The sequence below is a fragment of the Terriglobus saanensis SP1PR4 genome, from assembly GCF_000179915.2.
Lineage (GTDB): Bacteria > Acidobacteriota > Terriglobia > Terriglobales > Acidobacteriaceae > Terriglobus > Terriglobus saanensis.
On sequence record NC_014963.1, the window covers coordinates 2,670,745 to 2,691,948 of the forward strand.

The window sequence follows — 21,204 nt, forward strand, 5'->3', positions numbered from 1 at the left end:
GCGAGTTTCGTTACAGGCCGAGTGGGTTGGCCGCCTGGTTCGCCTTGCTCTTCGGAGACAAATGGATGCCACCCTTGGCCTTGTACTGGTCCATCAGCGTTCCCATGTAAAGTGCGAAGACCTCGTTCCGCTTGCTCTCCAACAGATCATTTTTGGTCTTGTCGAAGTTCTTTGCGATGTCTTCCGTCGTAGGCTCTTGTTTGTCTACGACCTGAAGGACAGCGCCGCTTCGGCTGGCGTCGATGGGTGCGGAGACCGCACCCTTTGCAAGTGTGAATGCGACACTCGCGCCGCCGCTCATCGCACCGAGCTCAGGTACGTTGCCGTCGCGACCAACGAGGTCAGAGGTCTTCACGGGGATGTTCATCTCCACAGCGGCCTTCTTCAGATCGTTGAGCTGCTTGGCGCGCTCAGAAAGCTTGGTGAGCTTCGCCTGCATCATCGTGGGAACCTGCTCGGCGGCGTAATCGTCCGCAACGTGGCTCTTCCACAGGTCAAACGTGGGAGCATGTGCGGGCTGAATATCCACCACCTGGAAGATCGCCATACCCTCGCCCGTCGCAACGGCCTTGGGAGCATCGCCCTTCTTTGCGGCGAACGCGGCCTGCAATAGCTGCGAGCTGTCGGCTACGCCATTGACTACGCCATCCTGCGCGATATAGTCCGTCGTCTGTGCAGTCAAATGATGCGCCGCAGCAGCCTTATCCAAACCCTGTTTCGCAGCCTCGTTGGAAAGGGCCGTCACAAAGCTCTGCTCTGCCGCTGCAGCCTTCTGCTGTTCCAGCATGGGACGGATCTGGCTTGCGACTTCAGTCAACGGCTTCACATGCGCATCCTGCCGCTCTGTGGCCTGGATGATGTGATATCCGAACTGGGTCTTTACCAAGTCAGAGGTCTGTCCAGCCTTAAGCGCCATGGCTGCGGTCTGGAAGGCGGGGACCATCTGTCCGTTCGACTTTACCCAGCCAAGCTCGCCGCCAGTACCCTTCGATCCAGGATCATCGGAGTTTGCCTTAGCCAAGTCGGCGAAGTTACCGCCAGCACGGATCTTCGTGAGGAGATCCTGTGCCTTGGTCTTCGCAGCTGCGTCGACCTTGGCATCCGCACCCGGAGGAACCGAGATCAGGATGTGACGAACCCTCACCTGCTCTTCGACTTTGTATTGGTCCGCGTGCTGGCTGTAGTAGCTCTGTACCTCGGCATCTGATACCTGAGGCTTACCACCCGGAAGGCTATCTGCGGCCACGGCAACATAGGTTACCTTGCGGGCTTCAGCAACAGCCTTCGCATAGCGCGCCTTGTTGTCGTTGAAGTACTTCTGGAGCTCGCTGTCCGTCGACGTGACATTCTTCTTCACGTCTTCCGGGCTGATCATCGCGTAGTCGAACTTCACCTTGGTGCCGGAGAGGAGGTACGCGCTGCGCACTGCGTTGTCATTCACGTTCACACCGGCGGTGACAAACTGCCGCAAACGGCGACGTTCCATGTCTTCCTTAATCTCTTTTTCAAAGTCAGCCGTCGTCGGCACGCCAGCGGCGTTCTGCACGAACTGCTTGTACTGGTCCTGTCCGATGAACTTGCCGCCCGGGAAGAGAATTTGGCCAAGTTGCCCCTGGTGCAGCTCCGCGCTGACGTCCTCATCGCTAACCAGCAGGCCCAGACGCGACGCTTCCTGATCTTCAATAGCCCACGCGATCTTCATCTGCTGCGCCTGGCGCTCCAGAAGGGGAAGATAAAAAGCGGGATAGCCGCTGCGTTGCTGCAGGCTCTGAGCCAGCCGCGAAACTTCCTGCGTCGTGATCTGTTCCGTATCGCCAAAGATCCGGCCCATCAAGCCAGGCTCATGAACGGACGCGTACACACCGTCCCCGTTGTTCGTTACGCCCTCATAAAGACCGGGAACAAGGTACACAATCATGGAGAGAATGGCGGCGCCGATAATGACGGCAAACAGAACTTTGACGGCGCGATTGTCCTTTTGCAGCAAGCGAATCATAAATGTGCTCGGAGACCTTCATAAGACAGCCCTTGGTTTTGCTTCGCGCCACACTCCACCGCAAAAACGGCAGATGGGCATCTGGCAGGACAGGCTTCAAGTATAAATCACCCACGCAAGGAGTTTTCCGCCCAAAACGGAAGGGGCTGCGGCAAATGCCGCAGCCCCTTCCCGCTATAGGAAAAACAACGACCTAGTAGCGCCGACCATAGTAGCCACGATAGTAGGGTCTCCGGTAATACCCACCGTAGTAGGGGTAGCCTATCCCGATGCCGATCCCAACTGCCGGATAGCCATAAGGATATCCACCGTAGGGTCCCGCATAGCCATAGGCTGGACCAGGCCCGCGCGGATAGTCTGTCGCTGGTCCTGCATACCCACCCAGGCGCTGCATCTCCCCTTCGCTCACCGTGACCACCTGAGAGGGGGCCGTCAACCGGAAGTTGACGATCGCTTCTCCTGGAATGACTGCCTGTCCACCACCTGCAATCGCCGAGGTTCCCAGACCAGCAACGCCACCGATGGCTGCGCCCGCTCCAGCACCGGCCCCGCCGCCCACAGCGCCACCGATCAGAGCTCCAAAGATCGCTCCAAATGCCGTGCTGCCAACCGTCTGGCCCGTCTTGTCGCGGCCGTCGATCGTCCACGGCTCACTCTGGAGCGGATAGGTCTTGCCTGCGAGCTGCACAGTCTGCAGTTGCAGCGTGATGGAACCCTTACCCTTGAGAGCACCCGCCTGCTGTACGTCCAGAACAGTTCCCTGCACTGTGGCGCCCCGCGGTAGGGCAATCTCATTGCCCGCAACCACATCGTTTGCGATGAACCCATCGAATCCGGTTCCCGCCTGCACGTGGTCACTCGTCAACCAGCGATTCAGACGAACATTGACCATCGTGCCGGCCGGAATCTGGACGCTGACGCCGCCAGGGCGTCCACCCTGCTGCGGTTGTCCGTATCCTTGCTGCAGCTGTCCATATGCCTGTTGCTGTTGCGGATAGCCCTGCGGCTGTCCATAACCCTGCGGAACCTGGCCTTGGGGATCCTGGCCGTTTTGCTGCTGCTGCGCCATCTGTCGCTCATAATCCCGGCGATAGAGACGACGCGGCTGAGTTGGATCCTGCTGCTGTTGGGGATAGCCCTGCTGATTTTGCCCGTCCAGCGCTGCCTGCCCATCCTGCTCCATCTGAGCGGTCTGGTTCGGTGCATTCTGGTTCATCGGAGCGTTCTGATCCATGCCCTGCTGCTGGTCCTGCCCGGGCTGCTGTCCCTGAGGCGGTTGCTGCTGTGCCGCAACGACAGCATCTTGCCCAACCTGCAACTGGTCGATCACCTTCTTCACACCGTCTGTGTGCGACACCACCTTCTCCGCCAAATCACGCGAGGAGTTGTCCGCTACTGCTCCCGTCAGAGTGACGGTTCCAAAGACGGTCGAGGTCGTAATCGCCTGGTTGGAGAGCTTTCCTTCCCCAGCCAGAGCGCGCAACACATTGGCCTGCACCTGCGCATCGCTCACAGCAACTTTTTGAGCAATTGCGTTATCCGAAGACAGAATTGCTCCAGCCAGAACGGCAGGCATCATAAGAGCTCTCAACCAATTCGAATTCATCTCGAAGTCCCTCTTCCACGGCGGCTCCCAAAGAGTCTGCCCACTCTTTAGGACGCAATTTCCAGAGAATAGTTCCGCTCGCTTCGCAATCCAAATGCGCCAAACCAAAACGGCCGTCGGATGATCGGTTCTCCCAACCAGGAAAACGAGAATTTCTACTTTCAAAGAGGCAACTCTGGCACACATCGTCCGGAAAATGCATCACCGATGCATACAGGTCGGAAATGGCCGCAATTGCGGGAAAAATCACCGCAAACCGTAACACCGAACCGGACCATGTAAGTTATAAAAAGAATTCGCAAGTTGCCATAAGCTATTGAATGGCGAATATTGCTAGAGGTGGGAAAGAACTTTGGGGAAACTATGTTCTTTGGTTGCGGGGGTAGGATTTGAACCTACGACCTTTGGGTTATGAGCCCAACGAGCTACCGGGCTGCTCCACCCCGCACTCTTAGATTACTAACACTTAGCCCATAGGTCAACCCTAAGAAGTTCACTTATCAGAGCGGACCCAAGGAATTCGGCCTAATCCATGATTAGGCCGATGTTATGGGTCTACGGTTTATCTAAGTACTTTCTTTGCTTTTTCGGGCTATGGTTTTGGATCCTCTCCGGATAAAGGTTTTTTCGGCGTCGTTCCCGGCTTCGCTAACTTTCTGGCTACGCTCTTCTTCGGGGCAGGCTTCGGATCGAGCAGTTGAGCCTCAAGCGACGATGCTTTCGACAGAGGCGACTGAGAGCCGGGAAGTTTCTTGACTACAACTTTCTTCGCTACAGCCTTCTTTTTTCCCGCTTCGGGCTTTGCGGAAGCCTTGGCAGGCGTTTTCTTCGCGGCGATTGAAGGTATTTTCGCGGCCTTCTTCGTCTCGGTTACAGGCTTCGCCGTCAACAACTTGACCATTGCGTCGTAGCGATAACCCGTTGCCTGTGCAGCCGCAAGAACTTCCGCAACCGGCACTGGCTTAGCTATGGTTCCTGTCGGTTGCACCTGGGCTACCAAGGTCAGCCACTGCAATAACTGCTGCAACGCCTCGTAATTCACGTAGCGGACACCCTCGTGCTCGTTCACTGCGGCCAACCACTGCACATCACCCTCGGCCCAGAATGCAGTGGAGCGCAGGTCAGGATTCGAGAGCGCAAGATGTACGCGGGCCACCATGCGCCAAGCGTCTTCGCTTTGCATACCGATCTCCGAGAAGATTTCCGCCAGCGACGGGCGCAGTTGCAGTCGGTCGACGACACTGCCTTGCCGCTCTGGCAAGCTGCGCAGAAGCACCACAGAAAGCAGCGGTGACCACATCGTTTCGAGAGGCGGATGCGCGGACAGAATGGGAGCAGCCTTTGCAGCCGCCATCGCCTTGACGACCAGAAGAGCGAGCGCGGAAGCAGCGGACACATAAGCGTCCGACGTTACGACCGAATCCTGCCCTTCCAGCTCAGACCAGCGATCGAACACCGCTCTTGCACGAGATCCCCATACCTGGACGGCGTCCGCCTCCGAGGCTGAGCTCTCCTCTTCCGGAGCCAGTAAGTGAATCGAGTCCCAGGCAACTGCCTGGCGAATCGCACTGTTCAACGGCTGCAACCGGAGCCGTGCCAACGCTTCGTCGAGGCTGTGGACGCCCGCACCATTGAGTCCGTCGCAGAGCCGGTCCCACGGCTGCTCAGCCGTGGCCCGCAGTTCGCGCCAGTGCAGCAGCACAGCGTACTGGTAACCACGCAGATTGAGCGTGAGTCCGTGGTCCCTCAAGGAGTCCGAACGCCGCAAGTATTCCAGCCCCGTCGCTGTGTCTCGATAGGCGAGGAAGAAACCATCGCCCTCCGGCAGGGCCAGCGCGTCCTTCAAAGACCGCTGCCACAGGTCGCCGGTCCACTTGTTCATCGAAGCTACCGACACGTGGACATTGCCGCGTGTACTGCTATAGCCATTGTTGTAGAGGATCAGTGCGCGTTCTCGTCCCAGGCGATTGGTGTAGGCGAAGACGTTTTCATCCACCGCACCGTGCTCGGTCCAGAAGTCGAAGAAGACGAAGTTCTCGCTCTCCGCAAACAGTGCGCGGTTCTTCAGAAGCGGCGCAATCTCTTTCTTGTGGCGGGCCACGAGATCGTCGTTCGGCCACTCATCCATCTTGGCCTGCTTGTACTCCATGCCGTACTTTTCGGTGTAGCCTTCGATCTGCCCGTGCCCGAACATCGGCAGACCGGGGATCGTGGCCATCATGGTCGCCACGCCGAAGTACTTATCGCCAGAGCCGAACTGATCGATCGCCGTGCGCTCATCGGGGTTGGACATGAAGTTGACGTAGCGCTTCATAATGTCCGGATCGAACTCAATCGTCTTCTTCAGATAGCTGCGATAGGCCGCGTTGTCCTCATCGCGCAGCATCACCATGAACGCAGAGTTGTATACGCGATGCATCCCCAGCGTGCGAACGAAGTAGCCCTCCAGAAGCCAAAACGCCTCTGCAAGCAGCAGCGTTCCCGGTACCTCCGCCTGGACACGATCCACCACTTCGCGCCAGAACTCATTCGGCATAATACGGTCGAACTCTTCCTGCGTCATCGCATCTTCCGCACGCGACGGGATCGATCCGCCAACGCCGGGCAGAGGAAACCAAAGCCGCTGTACATGCCGCTTGGCCAGCACCATGGCTGCATCGAAACGGATGATTGGGAAGCGCCGCGCAACGTCCAGAATTACTTGGATCACATGCTCTCGCACGGCCGCCTGCGAATAGTCGAGCTGCGCCGTATCGTTCCATGCGAAGGTAGTGCCATCGTTGCCGTGATAGACGAACTCCGTGCGTCCATTGCCGTCGCGATAACGCATGCGATAGACCACTGCCGCATCGGTACGGTCGTAGTAGTGGTCTTCAATCTTGATCTCGACACGCGGGTCCGCCGAAACATCCGGCCCCTCGAAGCTGTATACAGGATAAGGGCTCTCGTTACGGCGTAGAAACCACTCCGGATGCTCGATGACCCAGGTCGAATCAAGCCCCATGTGATTGGGCACCATATCGCTTGCGAGCCGCAGACCAACACTCTGCGCAGCAGCATGCAGGCGCGCATAAGATGCCTCCCCGCCCAGATCCTCGGCAATTCGATAGTCCATCAGCGAGTAAGCCGATGCGACCGCGTCGTCCTGCCCAAATAGCCGCTTGATCGTCTGCGATGCCTTGCTGCGTTCCCATAGACCAATCAGCCAAAGGCCCGTCATACCGCGGTCGCGCAGCAGCTGCAACTCTTCCAACGGAATCTGGTCCAGCCGATAGATATGGCGTCCGTATTTCTTGGAAAGCTGCTCCAGCCAGACATACGTGCTCTTCGCCATCAACACCACGGTGGGCATCCATGCATCATCGGAAGAGAAGGCTTCATATTCATTCAGTGGAGCCTGGTAGTCGTGCGCGTACTGCCCGTCCACAAGTCCGCCCTGGCGGGTCCGGAGCCGCTTCCGACGTACTATCGTTCCGTCATCACGGACGGTCTCTTCCCAGTACTCTTCATAGCCGATGTACTCGTTGCCCGCGAAGCCTTCTTTGCCACCGAACTCCACCGGCTTGTGCTGCCGCACATTCCGATCTGGCGGATTGAATTGCATCCAGATCGCGATCTCTTCTCCGCGCAAAACGTCCACGGCAAGCAGTGTGCGCTTGAGCACACTACCAAGGTTCGGTCCCAGCAAACTAATCCACTTTTCACGGATGAAATCGAGCTGGCCGCTCAGCGAATCGGGCGAAGCCTCCATCGGCGCACGGAGCGCCTTCAGCAGCGTCTTCGTTTCCGGGCTGAACTCGATACGGGTTTCAAAGTAGGCATCGATGTCCGCGGCGAACTTGTGGTATACCGGTACCCCAGTCTGCAGGCTGTTGTCGTCAAATAGCGCTTTGAACGGCCTGAACGCAGGATTCTGATTCGCCAGCCAGAGCAACAAAAGCTCTTCAAGTGCAGCCTCGCGGTTGGGTACACCGTCGGTGGACGACGCGAGCCATTCCTTCTCTGTGATTTTGCCGGTATAAATCGCTACGTTCGGAAAGCTTTCCGTGAACGAGAGCAGAAGTGCGTCCAGTTCTTTCGTAGAAGTACGTTCTCCGAACCACTTGAGGGCATCCGCAAGAACGCCAGGATCCTGCTCTTTGCGATAGCGCTCAATGATGACGTGGCACAACTCATCGATCAACCCCATAGCAAAGAGTTGTCCGGCGTGCACGACAGCGGATGGACTCTGTCCCGCGGTCGCGTCACTTACGGCACGCGCCTCGTTCATCTGCTGAGCCAGGCGGCGACTCGCCGACACATTGCCAAAGATTACGTTGCCCGTATACGAGAAAAGCAGGTCACTGAGTTCGTACTTATCCCGCAAAGAGCGCGCAATATGAAATTCCATGTTCCTAGACACCCCGCAAATGTGGGCAACAGATTGCCCGCTCGTCTCTACTCTAAAGGCTCCCGCCCTTTCCGAGGGCTTTATGGAAAACACTGCGAAAAAACCACATTGCGGCACGTTTTGCCGGTTTCACTGTCTGCATCTATGCCTCGTAAAGATGCATCAAAGAATTTTCTTGATGCCATGTGATACGACCCGTTTAAAAGTTCCAGCAGATATCCAGGCCATTTCGAATCGGTGGACGCTCCCGTTTAGGCATCAGTCAGAAAGTCGGTATCGTTCCAAGAGCTGATTATCGAACCGATTATGCTTGGCGTCCTTGAACTCGGACTAATTATGTCGTAGTTTAGGTAGGGAAGAAGGCCCCCTCCGATTGTCTTTTTGGCGAAGCACCGAAGGAGGCCCGAGATCGACAACCCATCAAGGCTGACGACCCTATCACTATAGAGTAGAGGGACAGTTTTGGCTGAACGGAAGCTAAAAAGTGCGTAAGACTGCGACTCAACAAACTCCACACCGCTGCCCTGAATCGGGGAGCAAATGACCCCGAGGCGTCTTTTATTCTGGTGCCATCTCACGGTAGGCATCGTCGTGAGCCTGGTCATCGGCTTTCTAGCTGTAACCGGCTGCCTGATGGCATTTCAGCAGCAGATCATTTCTTTTTCAGAGCGCAAGATACATGCTGCCGAGCGACGCGAAGCGGGAAGCCCCTGTCTCGACCCTTCTCAGATACTCACCACAGCGGCGACCCAACAGGCCGCCGATCCTATCTCCTGGACCTCCTTTGCGAATCGGACGAAGGCGACTGAGATCGCGTTCCCTGCAGGTAAGCTTCTTCTCGTAGACCCATGTGACGGCCATGTCCTCAGCGCAAACTCGGGGAAGCTTCGCAACTTCTTCCTGCAAGTGCGTGACCTACATCGCTATGTAGCCTGGGGTGGCGTGCGGCACGAGAATCTACGCGCGGTCAAGAACGCGGTCAATCTCGGCTTTTTCTTCCTTCTCCTCAGTGGGCTCATCCTCTGGTTCCCACGGAAGCTGACGTGGCGTCACGCCAAGGTTGGATTCGTTCCGCGTTGGACCGGAGTGGGACGAGCGTCTGAATGGAGCCTTCACACGGTCGTTGGGTTCTGGCTTTCTCTTCCGCTGGCGTGCATTGTGCTGAGTGGTGCCGTGATGGGATATGCCTGGGCCAACGCCCTGCTTTATCGCGTCGCAGGAGATCCTCCACCGGCGGTCAGGGCTGAGCGTGAGACCAACGCTGGGGCACTCCCCATAGCGCGCTACGGACAACTCGATGTCTTGATTGCAAGGGCGATGCAGCAGGACCCGAAGTGGAATAACCTTTTGCTCCGGATTCCGTCGCAAAAAGGGAAAGACATCACCATTGCGATGGACGAAGGGGATGGTCGCGATCCTCGTACCAAGTCACAACTTGTTCTAAACCGAAAGACAGCGGACGTTGTTCGCTGGGATCGCTTTCAGGACAATCCGCGTGGACGTCAGTGGCGTCTCTATGCTCGCTTTATTCACACCGGTGAACTCTTCGGCCTGATCGGACAGATACTCGCTTTCGTGAGTGCCCTGGGCGCACTGCTATTGGTGTACACCGGTCTCTCTCTTTCACTGAGACGCTTCTTTTCGTGGCGAACTCGGCGCGAACGTACAAACCACAAAGCCGTGCGGAACCAGGTTCAGGAACTCATCACCTCAAAGTAACTTCACGTCCATCCTCCGGAGTCTTTTGGCGAAGCGCCGGAAACATGGCAGAGATCGATACCGTCTCGAACGGGTCAAGGAGACGACATGGCAGCACCGCGAACGTGCGCTTTCTATCTGTATGGTTTGATTTTGTTGGCTCTATCTTCGGTGTCGCAGGCACAACAAGTCGCAGGCCCTTCTGTGGAGAGCGTCTGCAGTGGCGAGAAGATCACGGTCGATCTCAGCATCGCCGATGCACAGAGCGCGAGCATCCCCGGCGCGCAAGTCACCCTCACATGCGGTGAGACCTCGGTATCCGGTACTACCGATGGAAGTGGCACTGCACACTTCAACGTTCCTTCCGGAAGCTATGTGCTGCGTACGCAGGCATCCGGTTTTGACGTGAAAGAGACGAAGGTGCAGATCGCTGCTTCGGCTGGGTCGGAGCACTTCGATGTGACGATGAATGTGCAGGGGCATAAAGAAGACGTCACCGTCTCTGCGACGAACGGCAGCCTGGTCTCTGCAACTGACATCGGAACGCGCACCGAGACTGCTTTGCGTGACGTTCCGCAGTCGCTCCAGATCGTCTCCCGACAGGTGCTCGACCAGCAGCAGGCACGCAGCATGAATGACGTGTTGAGAAATGTCGCCGGCGTAACGATTCCATGGACGTCGGGCGGACGCTACGAGAGCATCACAATCCGTGGCTTCACGACGATGAACCAGTTCAAGGATGGTTTCCGCAATGACCCCAGTTCTAACCGCGCTCCGATTGAGTTGAGCAATGTGGAACGTGTGGAAGTACTTAAAGGTCCCTCTTCGATGGTCTTTGGACGCCTTGATCCTTCCGGCGTGGTGAACGTCGTGACGCGCGCGCCTACGTCCAACCGGACCTTCAACGCGAACTACCAGGGCGGCAGCTTCGGTTATCGTCAACTGAATCTCGATTGGACCGGGCCACTCAATCAGTCAAAGAGCGTGCTCTATCGCTTGACGCTCTCGGGCCTCGATACCAAGAGCTTCCGGAACTACGCCTTTACGCAGAAGCTCTTTGTCGCACCGGCCGTCACCTGGATCCTCAACCCAACGCTCACGGTGCGCTTCTATAGCGAGTTTCTTATCCAGAACTCCGTCAACGATCAGGGTCTCGTAGCGGTCGGCACGCGTCCTGCCAACATTCCTATCAATAGGTATCTCGGCGATCCCAAGCTGATCGCTCCGGATCGTCAGGGCAAGGTAGGCGTCAGTGTCGACAAGGCAATCGGGAGTCATTGGGTCCTTCGCAGCTATGAGCGCAGTTCTGTCGGCATCTCCATCTACAACTCGCGAACGGCACAATCGCTGGCAGCCGACAACCGGACACTTACGCTAAACGATTCGTACTCCGAGCAAAATTTCCAGACGCATTACTGGATCAACGAAGCCGTAGGCCGTGTAAAGACAGGTCCTATCAACCATACGATCCTCGGTGGCTTTCAGCTGGATCGCGAAATCAATCCAAACAATGCGAAGGCGGGCGTCGCAACTCCCAAGATCGATATCTACACTCCCAACTATGCCGCCCTTCCGGTTCGCGTTCTCGCGACGAGTTTATCCAACAATGCGGATGGTTCTTATGGCGGCTTCTACGCGCAGGACCAGATCGAACTATTACGAAATCTGAAGCTGACGCTGGGCACACGATACGACATCGCAAAGAACATTACCGATACGTATTCCAGTGCAAGAGGCACCTTTGTACCGCACGTCTCCGGACGCAATACGGCATGGTCTCCCCGAACCGGACTGGTCTATCAGCCGCGAGAGAATATCTCTCTGTATGCGACCTACGCCAAGTCTTTCTTGCCGCAGATTGGCACAGACTTCTTCAGCACACCTTTTGCACCGACGCGGGGAGAATTGAAGGAAACGGGCATCCGGTTCTCTTCCCCCTCGCAGCGATATGTCGCTACAGTCGCTGCCTTCAACATCAAGCAGACGAATGTACTGACGACCGATCCGGCGCACACCAGCTACTCCGTCACCGTTGGACAACAGCGCAGCAAAGGCATTGAGACGGACACGACCTTCCAGCTGACACCCGAATGGAACATCATCGCAGGCTATGCCTATGACATTCCCCAGGTCACCAAAGACAACACTTACGCCGTGGGTGCCTTTCTTGCCGGCGCTCCGCGACATGCTGGGAACTTCTGGACGCACTACACCCTGTCCCACGGTGATCTGAAGGGACTGGGAGTCGGCGCGGGAATCTTTGGTTCTGGAAAGCGGTACGGCGATCTTGCCAACACGTATCTCACCCCCGGATACGCACGCGTCGATATGAACGCTTCCTACGCACGCACGGTTCGCGATACGAGCAGACTTTCCATCAACTTCAACGTGCAGAACATGGGCGATCGCCGCTACTTCGAAGGCGGCAGCACGCGCCTTCGCGTCGCTCCGGGAGCGCCACGCACGTACATCGGCTCCATCACCTGGACACGGTAACTAAGGAGAGATATGTTTTATAAGTTTTCCGCAGCATTTGCCCTCGTCTGCACAAGCGTCTTCGCACAAGCCCAGAGCGGCGTCCCAGCCTATCAACCCTCTCCTGTTACGGTTCCGGACTCGGCCAGTTATCTCACGCGCGACGGCAAGGTGCAGATCGTCGGCAATGATGGTTGGGAAGAGATGATGACGAAGTTCGATGAATTCTTCCTCAAGACGCATCCTGGATTTAAGCGCCAGTTTCACACCGTGATGAAAGGCAGTTCTGTTGCGATTCCGGCGCTGCAGACGGGCGTGTCGGCGCTTTCGCCGATGGCTCGCGCGATGTGGGAAGACGATCGCTTTTCGTTTCATCGCCTTCACGGTTACGACCCTCTGGACATTCATATCGGCTATGCCGCCTTTGGACCACGCGCCGGGAAGAAGAGTCCTCCGTGGATCTATATCAATGCGAAAAATCCCCTCGCCGGATTGACCGTCGAGCAGATTCGGCAAATCTTCACCGATGGAGCGAAGGGCGGGACGATTACCCGCTGGTCTCAACTGGGAGTCAAAGGACCATGGGCAAACCGCACTATTCACGTCTATGGCCTGGACCAGGGCAGCGGCGGCACGCTGGCGTTTCGCGCGCAGTTTTTGGAAGACCGGACATTCACTCGTAGCTATGAGGCGCTTCCCAAGGCAGCCGATCTCGGACAGGCCATCGCGGACGATCCCTACGGCATCGCGCTGCTCGGCTTTTTCGACGCTACCGCAAACCCGAATATTAAGCCGCTCCCAGTCTCAGAAGGTCGTGATGCGGCCTTCCTTTTGCCCACCTACGAGAATGTTGCTGCAGAGCGGACACCATTTCCCGCATACCTTCACATCTACGTGAATCGCGAACCCGGAAAGCCGATGGATCCTTTTGTGAAGGAATACGTGAAAATGCTGCTCTCGGAGCAGGGGCAGGCGATCATTGCGACGCAAAAAGATACGGACGAGGGATATGTCCCCCTTAAACCTGACAAGATCGCTGACGAATTGAGGAAGCTGGACTGATTCTTAACGTCGATCTATTGTTGCGGAACGCTACATACAGATTCCAAAAGAGATGCAGCACTACAAGGAACGGCTATCGGCGGACATCAGGGTCGTATCTGCGGCGGCTCGACTGGAGACTACGCGGAAGTCGGAGACTTGTTCCAGTTGAAACGCCGGTTGCCCCTTCGGCGACGTGACCGCAAGGAAATCGGCCCGGTCGACATGGTCGAGGAAGAAGACAGGGCGAGGATCGTTCGCGAAGGGTTCGACGTCTACGTGGCTCATCTCGAGATGCTTTGTATGTCGGATGTAAAAGCCCTGCGCTGGCATGGCGCCGAACATTCCCGGTTCCGGGTAGTTGTTTTCGAGCTCCGGCGGGCGGATCGCGAGGCTTTCCGTCGATGCGCCTCCAACATGCTGCACGTACATATTTGAGATCTTGATGTCTTCGATCTGGTAACCCGGGATGCCGGAGAGGATCGAACTCAAGCGCGAGGCAGTGTTATAGCTGACGAGATTGTTTACTAACACGCGGCGTAGCGTGCCCACCTTGGTCGTTTCCTTCGGTCCGCGCAAACGCGCTCCAAGACGGAAGAACAGAGGACAGGTGGTCACATCGCGCATCGTGATGTTCGAGATGCTAATGTCTTCCAACAGTGCGCCATCGACGGTTTCGAGCGCTAATCCCTGGCAGCATTCAAAAACGCAGTTCGAGATCGTGATATTGCGGAACCCGCCGTTCGACTCGGTTCCACACTTGATGCGACCGGTGTAATTGGAGCTCACATCGGAGTTGCCATCGGAAAACTTTTTGAATGTTCCATCCAGGACGGTACCCAACTGGTAGGTCCCCGTGACATAGCAGTTGGTGATCGTCACGTTTTCGGTGGGTCGAGCGTACCCGAGAGCGAAACTCGATTTCGGACAGATGCCGTCGTCCCAGGGTGAGTTGACGACACAGTTCGACACGCGCACGTTACGGCAGCAGTCGATGTCCATTCCGTCGCGGTCGGTGTCGATGGTCAGGTTGTCGATGGTGAGATTGTCCACGCCGGTCAGTAGCAGACCGAAGTGTCCACCCTTCAGAATGGAAAAATCTCTCAGGATGACGTTGCGGCAGTTCTTTAGCGCAATGGCCTTGTTCCCTACACCGGCCTGTTCGGCGACAAATCGATAGCCGAGCGTATGCCGGCCCCGGCCATGGGATAAGCCGCGACCCCAGATTAACCCCGATCCTACAATGGAACAATTCTCCAGCTCTTCGCCCCAGATGAGCGAGTTATGCCAGTGGTTGTGGCCGAAGTCCTGATACGCGTCCCACGCTGTTTTCGCTTCCGCTGCATCGTAGCTTCCGCCGTGATATCCAGTCGACTGCTCAGGAAGAGGCGAGTCAGCGGCAAGAATCACCGCACCGGCATGGAGTTGGAGTTGAATATGGCTGCGCAAACGAATCGAGAAGCTCAGGTACACTCCGGCCGGGAAGGCGACCGTGCCTCCACCCACCGCAGACGCAGCTTCAATCGCTCGATTAATGGCCGGGGTATCGACGGTTTTGCCGTCGCCGATTGCGCCATAGGCGCGAACATCGAACACACCCGCAACGGACCGATCTTGCGGTAGCGACTGCCCAAACGCTTCCGGCGCAGACGCTGCGACCACGGAGGCGAGGCCGAAGCTGGAAAACTTTATGGCAGAGCGGCGACTCAGATCCGACATGATGGTATCCCTTCAATTCACGATCAGTGTACGGTCCCTGTTCTCTATAAGAATTTTCTGCACTTCATGTCACCTCTCCGGTTCCGAGAGACGCATCTGGACGTGACCGGGCACCGAGGATACTCTGGAGACGACACAATAGAAGATTTAGTTCACAAGGAAGCTCGCGAGCTTGGACATAAGCTAGCCTTGAACTGTACCGCACCACAGGAGTTCCAGTGATTCAGACGGTGTTTGTTCTTGAAGACGATTTAGATATCAGCAGGCTAGTGCAACATCATTTGGAAGGTGCGGGTTTTCAGGTACGAAGCTACCTGACATTTGGTTCCATCGTTGAAGACGCAGAAAAGTCACGGCCCGCCCTCTTTCTCTTGGATGTAATGGTGCCCGGCGGCGATGGTATGGAGCTATGCCGTCGTCTGCAACGGAATCCGCTCCTCAGCGGTGTTCCCATCATTTTTCTCACCGCCAGAGCGACCGAAAGCGACCGCGTGCTTGGGCTCGATCTGGGTGCAGACGACTACATTACCAAACCGTTCGGAACACGGGAACTGGTGGCGCGGGTCAAAGCGGTCTTGCGCCGGTTCGAGCAGACGGAAGATGCTGCTCCTTCTTCCACTCTCACAATTGATCACCTGGAAATCGATAGCGCGGCCATGCAACTGCGCGTCAATCGGGTGCTTGTGCCGATGACGGCGACAGAGTTTCGGCTGTTGGACTACCTGGCGCGGCATCCTGGCCGACTGTTCAGTCGGGACTTTCTTTTGGAGGCGGTCTGGGGCGAGGCCAGATTTGTTACACAACGCAGCGTTGATGTCTACGTGAGAAGGATTCGGGAAAAGATTGAGTTAGATCCTGAAACGCCGCGCTATCTCAAGACAATGCGCGGAGCCGGATACCGTTTCGACATTCCTCGCAAAAAAACGGACGATTGAGGTTGGAGATGAAACACCAAAGCCTGGCAGGCCGCAGATGAAGCGGAGCCTCTTTATCGCATTGTGGGCGTCAGCAATTCTTGCCTTCGCCGTCGATGGGCTGTCGTGGGTCATATTTCCGGAGTGGTGGGTCAGGATTCTGGTGGCCCTTATGGCCGCAGGGGGAATGGCCTGGTGGTGTACCCGCGTTGTAAGGCGCACTCTGGACACCTTGCAGGACATAGCCTTGTCCAAAGTTCCCGAATCGTCCGAGATGCATCCCGCTTTTCGCGTGTTCGAACCTCTCGCTGAAACCATCACCCGCTTGTCTTCTGAAGCGGCAGAAAGGTTAGAGGAAGGGATTCAGATCCGGCTGAAGATGGAATCTGTCTTCGATGCAATGAAAGACCCTATCGTTGCGATCGACTCCTTTGAACGCATTCTTTGGACCAACCATCGGATGCGCCGGCTGATGGCGCGATCCTTGAGCAGCCTGAAGATTGGGCGTGCCCTGGTAGAAACGATTCGCGATCCGGAGGCACTTGCCTGTGTGCGCCGCGCAATGGAAACCGGAAACCCTGCCAAAGCAACGAAAGTGCTGTTATTGCCTGGGAAGACTTTTACCGTCAACGCGATGCCTATGATGGACGGTGGGGTAGTGGTGGTGTTGCGCGATCTGACGCGAATCGAACAGGTCGAACGCACGCAGAGGGAGTTCGTCGCCAATGTGTCTCACGAACTACGAACGCCACTGACCTCTATCGCCGGTTACGTAGAAACGCTCCTTGAGGATCCTCGTTTAGGGGTACCCAATAAAGGCTCAGCCAGAGATTTTCTCGGATCCATTGCCCGCAATGCAGCACGTATGACCCGTTTGACAGAAGATCTTCTCGCGCTGGCCCGCATTGAGTCGAAAGAACACCAGGTGAAGCCAGCTCCGGTGGACACCAATACGCTGATCCACGATGCGCTGGATGCGACTTCCGGTTTCATTCGAGAGAAAGAAGCGGTTATGGATTTCGGAACGTTGACCTCTGAGATGATTTACGCCGATGCTGGCGCCATTGTACAGGTGCTCAGTAACCTGATTGAGAATGCCGTCAATTACGGGTCGAGTGCGAACGGCGCGCGCATTGTGATTGCTGTGGATGCGTCCAGAGATACTCCAGGCATGATGCAGTTCAGCATTACAGACAACGGACCGGGAATCGCTTCCGAACACCTTGAACGCGTCTTCGAGCGCTTCTACCGCGTGGATCAGGCTCGCGCTATCGGCACGCATGGGACCGGGTTGGGCCTGGCGATTGCAAGAAACATTGTGGAACAACACGGCGGAACGATCTGGGTAGAAAGCAGACTTGGAAAAGGTAGTCGCTTCAGCTTCACTTTGCCACTGGCAAGCTAGGAGATGCGGCAATCAAACTTATGAGAGTGAACCGACGGTAGAGCCTTCCAGACGTATTCCATCCACAAGCTTTGCGAAGGGGACCGGAGGCTCGTCGAGGACATCGAAAGACAGAGAAAAAGTGCTTCCGCGACCGAGGTTTGAAGAGACGGTGATCTCCGCATGGTGTGCCTGCAGGATCCATTTTGCAATCGCAAGTCCTAAGCCACTGCCGCCCTGGTCGCGGTTGCGCGAAGTATCCGCTCGATAAAAACGGTCAAAGATATACGGCAGTTCCTCTTCTGGAATGCCGATGCCAGTATCTCGAACCTCCAGACACAAACGTTGCGCGACCCGCCCCAGCGACACCGTAACGACTCCGCCTTCCGGCGTGTATTTGAGAGCATTGTCCAACAAGATATTTACGAGTCGACGAAGCAGAGACAGATCGCCATAGATGCTCGCGGTCTGGTCAAGTTCTATTTCCAGATGTTGTCGTTTCATTTCGGCGCGTGCTCGAACATGATCGCAGCTCTCTGCCACCAGAGCGGCGAAGTCGATCGCTTCCCTTTCCACCCTTTGTTCTGCCATATCAGAGCGAGAGGCTGCCAGTAAGTCGTCCAGCAATGCCGCCGTCGACTGGCATTCCAGCATGATCGTTTCCAGAGAGGTGCGGTATTGCTCTTTCGTACGTTCATGACGCAAAGCCAATTGACTTGTGGTTAACATCACAGTGATCGTAGTCCGGAGATCGTGGGAGACGTCGCCAGTGAATTGAGTCAGTCTTTTCACGGCCCCTTCAAGCCGTTCCAAAATCTGATTCCATGTCTCCGCGAAACGCTGCAACTCGTCCCCCGTATCCGGGACAGGAAGGCGATGGCTCAGATCGCGAATGCTGATGAGGTGCGCGGACCGCGTGATGCGGTCCACTGGCTCCAGGGCGCGGTGGCTCAACATGAAACCACCAGCGACCGAGACGACGAGCATAAGCGGGAGAAAGATAAGATAGGACGTCTCAACCATGTTGAGAATGTCGTAGTGCTCATCGATCATCCCCGCCATGGTGATTCGATACAATTGCCCGCGGATGCTGACCACCTGCTGCAGTGCTCGGAAGCGATGTTGCCCCATCGGCAACACCTTAAAGCAGGGATGAACGCATGCATCGCTACTCCACGCGATGGCTGCGGTACCTGCGGTTACCGGAAAGATTGTCTTGCCCGCAAGGTCGGAGACCTCAAGAATATCCGTATCCGGACTAGCCAGCATAAAGTGGTGGAGCTGGTCCGCAAGCTGAACATGAGGATCAAGGACTGGTTCGTCTTGCACGAAGCGCAAGAGGCGCAATTCGCGGCGTTCCATCGTCCGCTCCCTGGAACTGGCGAGCGCATGCAGTAGATAGAAGTAAGAAAATGTGCCGAGCGCCGTCATAGAGACCATGCTGAGAAGCACATACCAGAGGCAGAGCCTGACGCGCAGCGAACGAAGATTGAGAAGCTCTTTCATGATGCGGCGCTGAGCGCGTATCCCTGCGCGCGCACGGTGCGGATCATGCTGGGCTGGCCGTCCACATTGATCTTCGAACGGAGACTGTGGATGTAGAAGTCGACGCTATTGTCGCTCACTTCGGCATCATATCCCCAGCCTACTTCGATCAACTCATTCCGTGAGATTACCTGTTGCGGTCTACGCATCAGGAGTTCCAGCAGAACAAATTCCTTGCGGGTCAACGGAATCTCCAGATCCCCCCGGAGAAGGAGTTTCTGACTTCGATCGAGGATGAGATCGCCCACGCGCAGCTGATCCAGAAGCGGCACCTGACCGCGGCGGCCCATCGCGCGGACACGCGCCAAAAGAATCTCAAGCTGGAACGGCTTGGTGAGATAGTCGTCTGCCCCCAGATCGAGGCCTCGAACGATATCGGCCATGCCGTCCCTGGCCGTGAGAATCAGGATAGGCATTGCATATCGAGCGTGACGCGCCTGCTTGAGAATGCTGAAGCCGTCGCGGCCGGGCAGCATAATGTCCAGCACGACCATGTCGAAGTATTGGCTTTGGATCAGTTCAAGACCATCGTCGCCGCGATGGGAGACAAAGACGCTGTGACCATCTTCGGAGAGTCCCTGCTGGAGCAGGTTCGCGATACGTCGATCGTCTTCGATGATCAAAAGTTTCATTTCTCTCTCATGATCGAAGGCTTATGTGAATGGACGAAGAATGGTCTGTGAACAAACAGTTACAGGGCAGGATTCCTCATGTTGCTCTAAGGAATGGAGGCTTGAATCGAGTCAATCCCACACGGAACCACCGTGAATCCGATGTAACCGAGAGAACTGAGGAAAGAATGCAATCCAAGATGAAGTACATGCTGCGAACGGTACAGATGGCGCTCACGGCAACATCCCTGGCACTCAGCGCCACGGCCGCCTTCGGCCAGCAGGCGCCGGTCACCCTGGTACAAAACGTCACCATTCCAGAGATTGCTGGAGACTTTGACTTTCTGACCATCGATCTGAAGCGTGGACACCTCTTCGCCGCCGCCGAGGAAAACCACACCATCGAGATGTTCGATGCGAGCACCGGCAAGCATCTTCAAAGCATTCCAGGAGTGAAGACGCCCCATGCGCTCGCCTATGTTGCTGAGCGCGACGAGTTGTTCATCGCCGATGGAGGCGACTCTTCCTGCATCATCCTTTCCGGCACGGACTTTCACCAGATCGATCGTATTGCGCTAATCGATGGCTCGAAGACAGGCAAGACGGACTCGCCTGATGCGGGCTTCTACGACGTGAAGCGGAAGAGCTTCTTTGTCGGCAACGGCGGCAAGTCGGCGAACCTACCCTACTCCGAGATCACTGAGATCTCGGTTGATACGCATAAGATCGTCAACCGCATTCGTGTGGAAGCGAACAATGTAGAAGCCATGATGGCCGACGATGCGCATGGCCGTCTGTATGCCAATCTACGCGACCAGAAGAAAATTGCCGTGATCGACCTAAAGACAATGCAGGTCGTGGATACATGGACGACTCCGGACCTGAACCTGAATACCGCGCTTTCTTTCGATGCTGTGACGCAGCGCCTCTTCATCGTTGGACGTAAGCCTGGACTTTTCTATGCGTTCGACACAGCGACCGGTAAGGTTGTCGATCAGCAGCCGGTTGCCAACATCTCGGATGGCATGGCCTGGGATCCGCAGAGCAAGAGCATCTTCATTATGGCCTCGCAGGCACTGACCGTGTTGCATCAGGACAGCAAAGACCACTACACGAAGCTGGCGCAGATTCCAACCAATGGCGGCAAGACAGGCCTCTACGTGCCGGAGCTCAAGCAGCTCTATGTGATCCACCCCAAGACCTCGATCGACGACGCTGGTCTTTTGGTCTATCGCGTCAATCGTTAGCCCACGCTTACGCAAAGCTCCATCCATCCACGACTCACTCACGCAGGAACAAGGAGATACCATGCTTTCGATCAATCGCTTCAAGTTGTTTTCAGCAGTCCTCGTCTATGTCTTCGTCCCGGCAGTATCGCATGCTCAGACCACATTGCCTGCAGGCTTCATTCATGTGGATGCACCAACGGCACAGCGGCTGGTCCTTGCCGAAAAGAACCAGCATCCTGAGATCGTAAAGATCGGTCTTCACGCGGTCCCGCCAGATGCGACTGCGAATGCCATCATTGCCTGCGACATTGCCAGCAAGATCGGGAAGAAGTCTTCGGATAATGACATGCAGAATCTGGCGCTGGGCAAAGCGCTTTCCAAACGGATCGAGAAGGACAAGATTTTCGACCTCATGTTGCCCATCACGGATGCGCACGGTGGCGATCTGCAGGGTGGCTTCGTCGTGATGGAAGTACCTTTCGACAAGGCCGCGAACGAGGAAGAAGCCCTCAAGATTGGGATCGCCATTCGTGACGAACTGCAGAACAAGATCCACAGTAAAGCCGCTCTTTACAAGCGCTAAATAACCGTTTGAA

Annotated in this window: 13 protein-coding genes and 1 tRNA gene; 7 read left to right on the forward strand and 7 right to left on the reverse strand. The window is 56.2% G+C overall.

Annotated elements, in window-relative coordinates; all coding sequences use genetic code 11:
• Positions 1 to 10: 10 nt before the first annotated feature.
• From ACIPR4_RS11025 to ACIPR4_RS11040, 4 genes are all read right to left on the reverse strand, one after another.
• Complete coding sequence (locus ACIPR4_RS11025) at positions 11 to 1,996, reverse strand: peptidylprolyl isomerase (protein ID WP_013568749.1); 1,986 nt, start codon at positions 1,994 to 1,996, stop codon at positions 11 to 13.
• A 193-nt stretch (positions 1,997 to 2,189) separates the two neighbouring features.
• Complete coding sequence (locus ACIPR4_RS11030; RefSeq protein ID WP_041586047.1) at positions 2,190 to 3,575, reverse strand: BON domain-containing protein; 1,386 nt, start codon at positions 3,573 to 3,575, stop codon at positions 2,190 to 2,192.
• 398 nt (positions 3,576 to 3,973) lie between these two features.
• A tRNA-Met gene (locus tag ACIPR4_RS11035) sits at positions 3,974 to 4,050 on the reverse strand.
• A 144-nt stretch (positions 4,051 to 4,194) separates the two neighbouring features.
• Positions 4,195 to 7,992: an alpha-amylase family glycosyl hydrolase gene (locus ACIPR4_RS11040; protein ID WP_013568751.1), complete on the reverse strand. Its 3,798-nt coding sequence runs from the start codon at positions 7,990 to 7,992 to the stop codon at positions 4,195 to 4,197.
• A 540-nt stretch (positions 7,993 to 8,532) separates the two neighbouring features.
• On the opposite strand from ACIPR4_RS11040, the gene ACIPR4_RS11045 reads away from it, so the two are divergent.
• From ACIPR4_RS11045 to ACIPR4_RS11055, 3 genes are all read left to right on the forward strand, one after another.
• Entirely contained in the window at positions 8,533 to 9,711 is a 1,179-nt protein-coding gene (locus tag ACIPR4_RS11045; protein WP_013568752.1) for a PepSY-associated TM helix domain-containing protein, read from the forward strand.
• A gap of 87 nt (positions 9,712 to 9,798) precedes the next feature.
• Positions 9,799 to 12,186 (forward strand): TonB-dependent receptor, encoded by a 2,388-nt coding sequence (locus tag ACIPR4_RS11050; protein WP_013568753.1) that lies wholly within the window; start codon positions 9,799 to 9,801, stop codon positions 12,184 to 12,186.
• Positions 12,187 to 12,198: 12 nt separating this feature from the next.
• Positions 12,199 to 13,227 (forward strand): PstS family phosphate ABC transporter substrate-binding protein, encoded by a 1,029-nt coding sequence (locus ACIPR4_RS11055; RefSeq protein ID WP_013568754.1) that lies wholly within the window; start codon positions 12,199 to 12,201, stop codon positions 13,225 to 13,227.
• A 60-nt stretch (positions 13,228 to 13,287) separates the two neighbouring features.
• Here the strand turns inward: ACIPR4_RS11055 and ACIPR4_RS11060 are convergent, their stop codons facing one another.
• Positions 13,288 to 14,925: a rhamnogalacturonidase gene (locus ACIPR4_RS11060; protein WP_013568755.1), complete on the reverse strand. Its 1,638-nt coding sequence runs from the start codon at positions 14,923 to 14,925 to the stop codon at positions 13,288 to 13,290.
• A 218-nt stretch (positions 14,926 to 15,143) separates the two neighbouring features.
• Between ACIPR4_RS11060 and ACIPR4_RS11065 the strand changes: the two genes are divergently transcribed.
• Positions 15,144 to 15,860 carry a winged helix-turn-helix domain-containing protein gene (locus ACIPR4_RS11065; RefSeq protein WP_013568756.1) on the forward strand — a complete coding sequence of 239 codons (717 nt, stop codon included), beginning with the start codon at positions 15,144 to 15,146 and terminating at the stop codon, positions 15,858 to 15,860.
• 37 nt (positions 15,861 to 15,897) lie between these two features.
• Positions 15,898 to 17,244 (forward strand): ATP-binding protein, encoded by a 1,347-nt coding sequence (locus tag ACIPR4_RS11070; RefSeq protein ID WP_013568757.1) that lies wholly within the window; start codon positions 15,898 to 15,900, stop codon positions 17,242 to 17,244.
• Positions 17,245 to 17,262: 18 nt separating this feature from the next.
• Here ACIPR4_RS11070 and ACIPR4_RS11075 read toward each other — a convergent pair whose 3' ends face one another.
• Both ACIPR4_RS11075 and ACIPR4_RS11080 read right to left on the reverse strand, forming a co-directional pair.
• Positions 17,263 to 18,729 (reverse strand): sensor histidine kinase, encoded by a 1,467-nt coding sequence (locus tag ACIPR4_RS11075; protein WP_013568758.1) that lies wholly within the window; start codon positions 18,727 to 18,729, stop codon positions 17,263 to 17,265.
• Positions 18,726 to 19,400: a response regulator transcription factor gene (locus ACIPR4_RS11080; RefSeq protein ID WP_013568759.1), complete on the reverse strand. Its 675-nt coding sequence runs from the start codon at positions 19,398 to 19,400 to the stop codon at positions 18,726 to 18,728. Before ACIPR4_RS11080 ends, ACIPR4_RS11075 begins: the two co-directional genes overlap by 4 nt.
• 167 nt (positions 19,401 to 19,567) lie before the next feature.
• Between ACIPR4_RS11080 and ACIPR4_RS11085 the strand changes: the two genes are divergently transcribed.
• Positions 19,568 to 20,626 (forward strand): YncE family protein, encoded by a 1,059-nt coding sequence (locus ACIPR4_RS11085; RefSeq protein ID WP_013568760.1) that lies wholly within the window; start codon positions 19,568 to 19,570, stop codon positions 20,624 to 20,626.
• 61 nt (positions 20,627 to 20,687) lie between these two features.
• A complete protein-coding gene (locus ACIPR4_RS11090) occupies positions 20,688 to 21,191 on the forward strand; it encodes a hypothetical protein (RefSeq protein ID WP_013568761.1) in 504 nt (167 codons plus the stop codon).
• Positions 21,192 to 21,204: the final 13 nt, after the last annotated feature.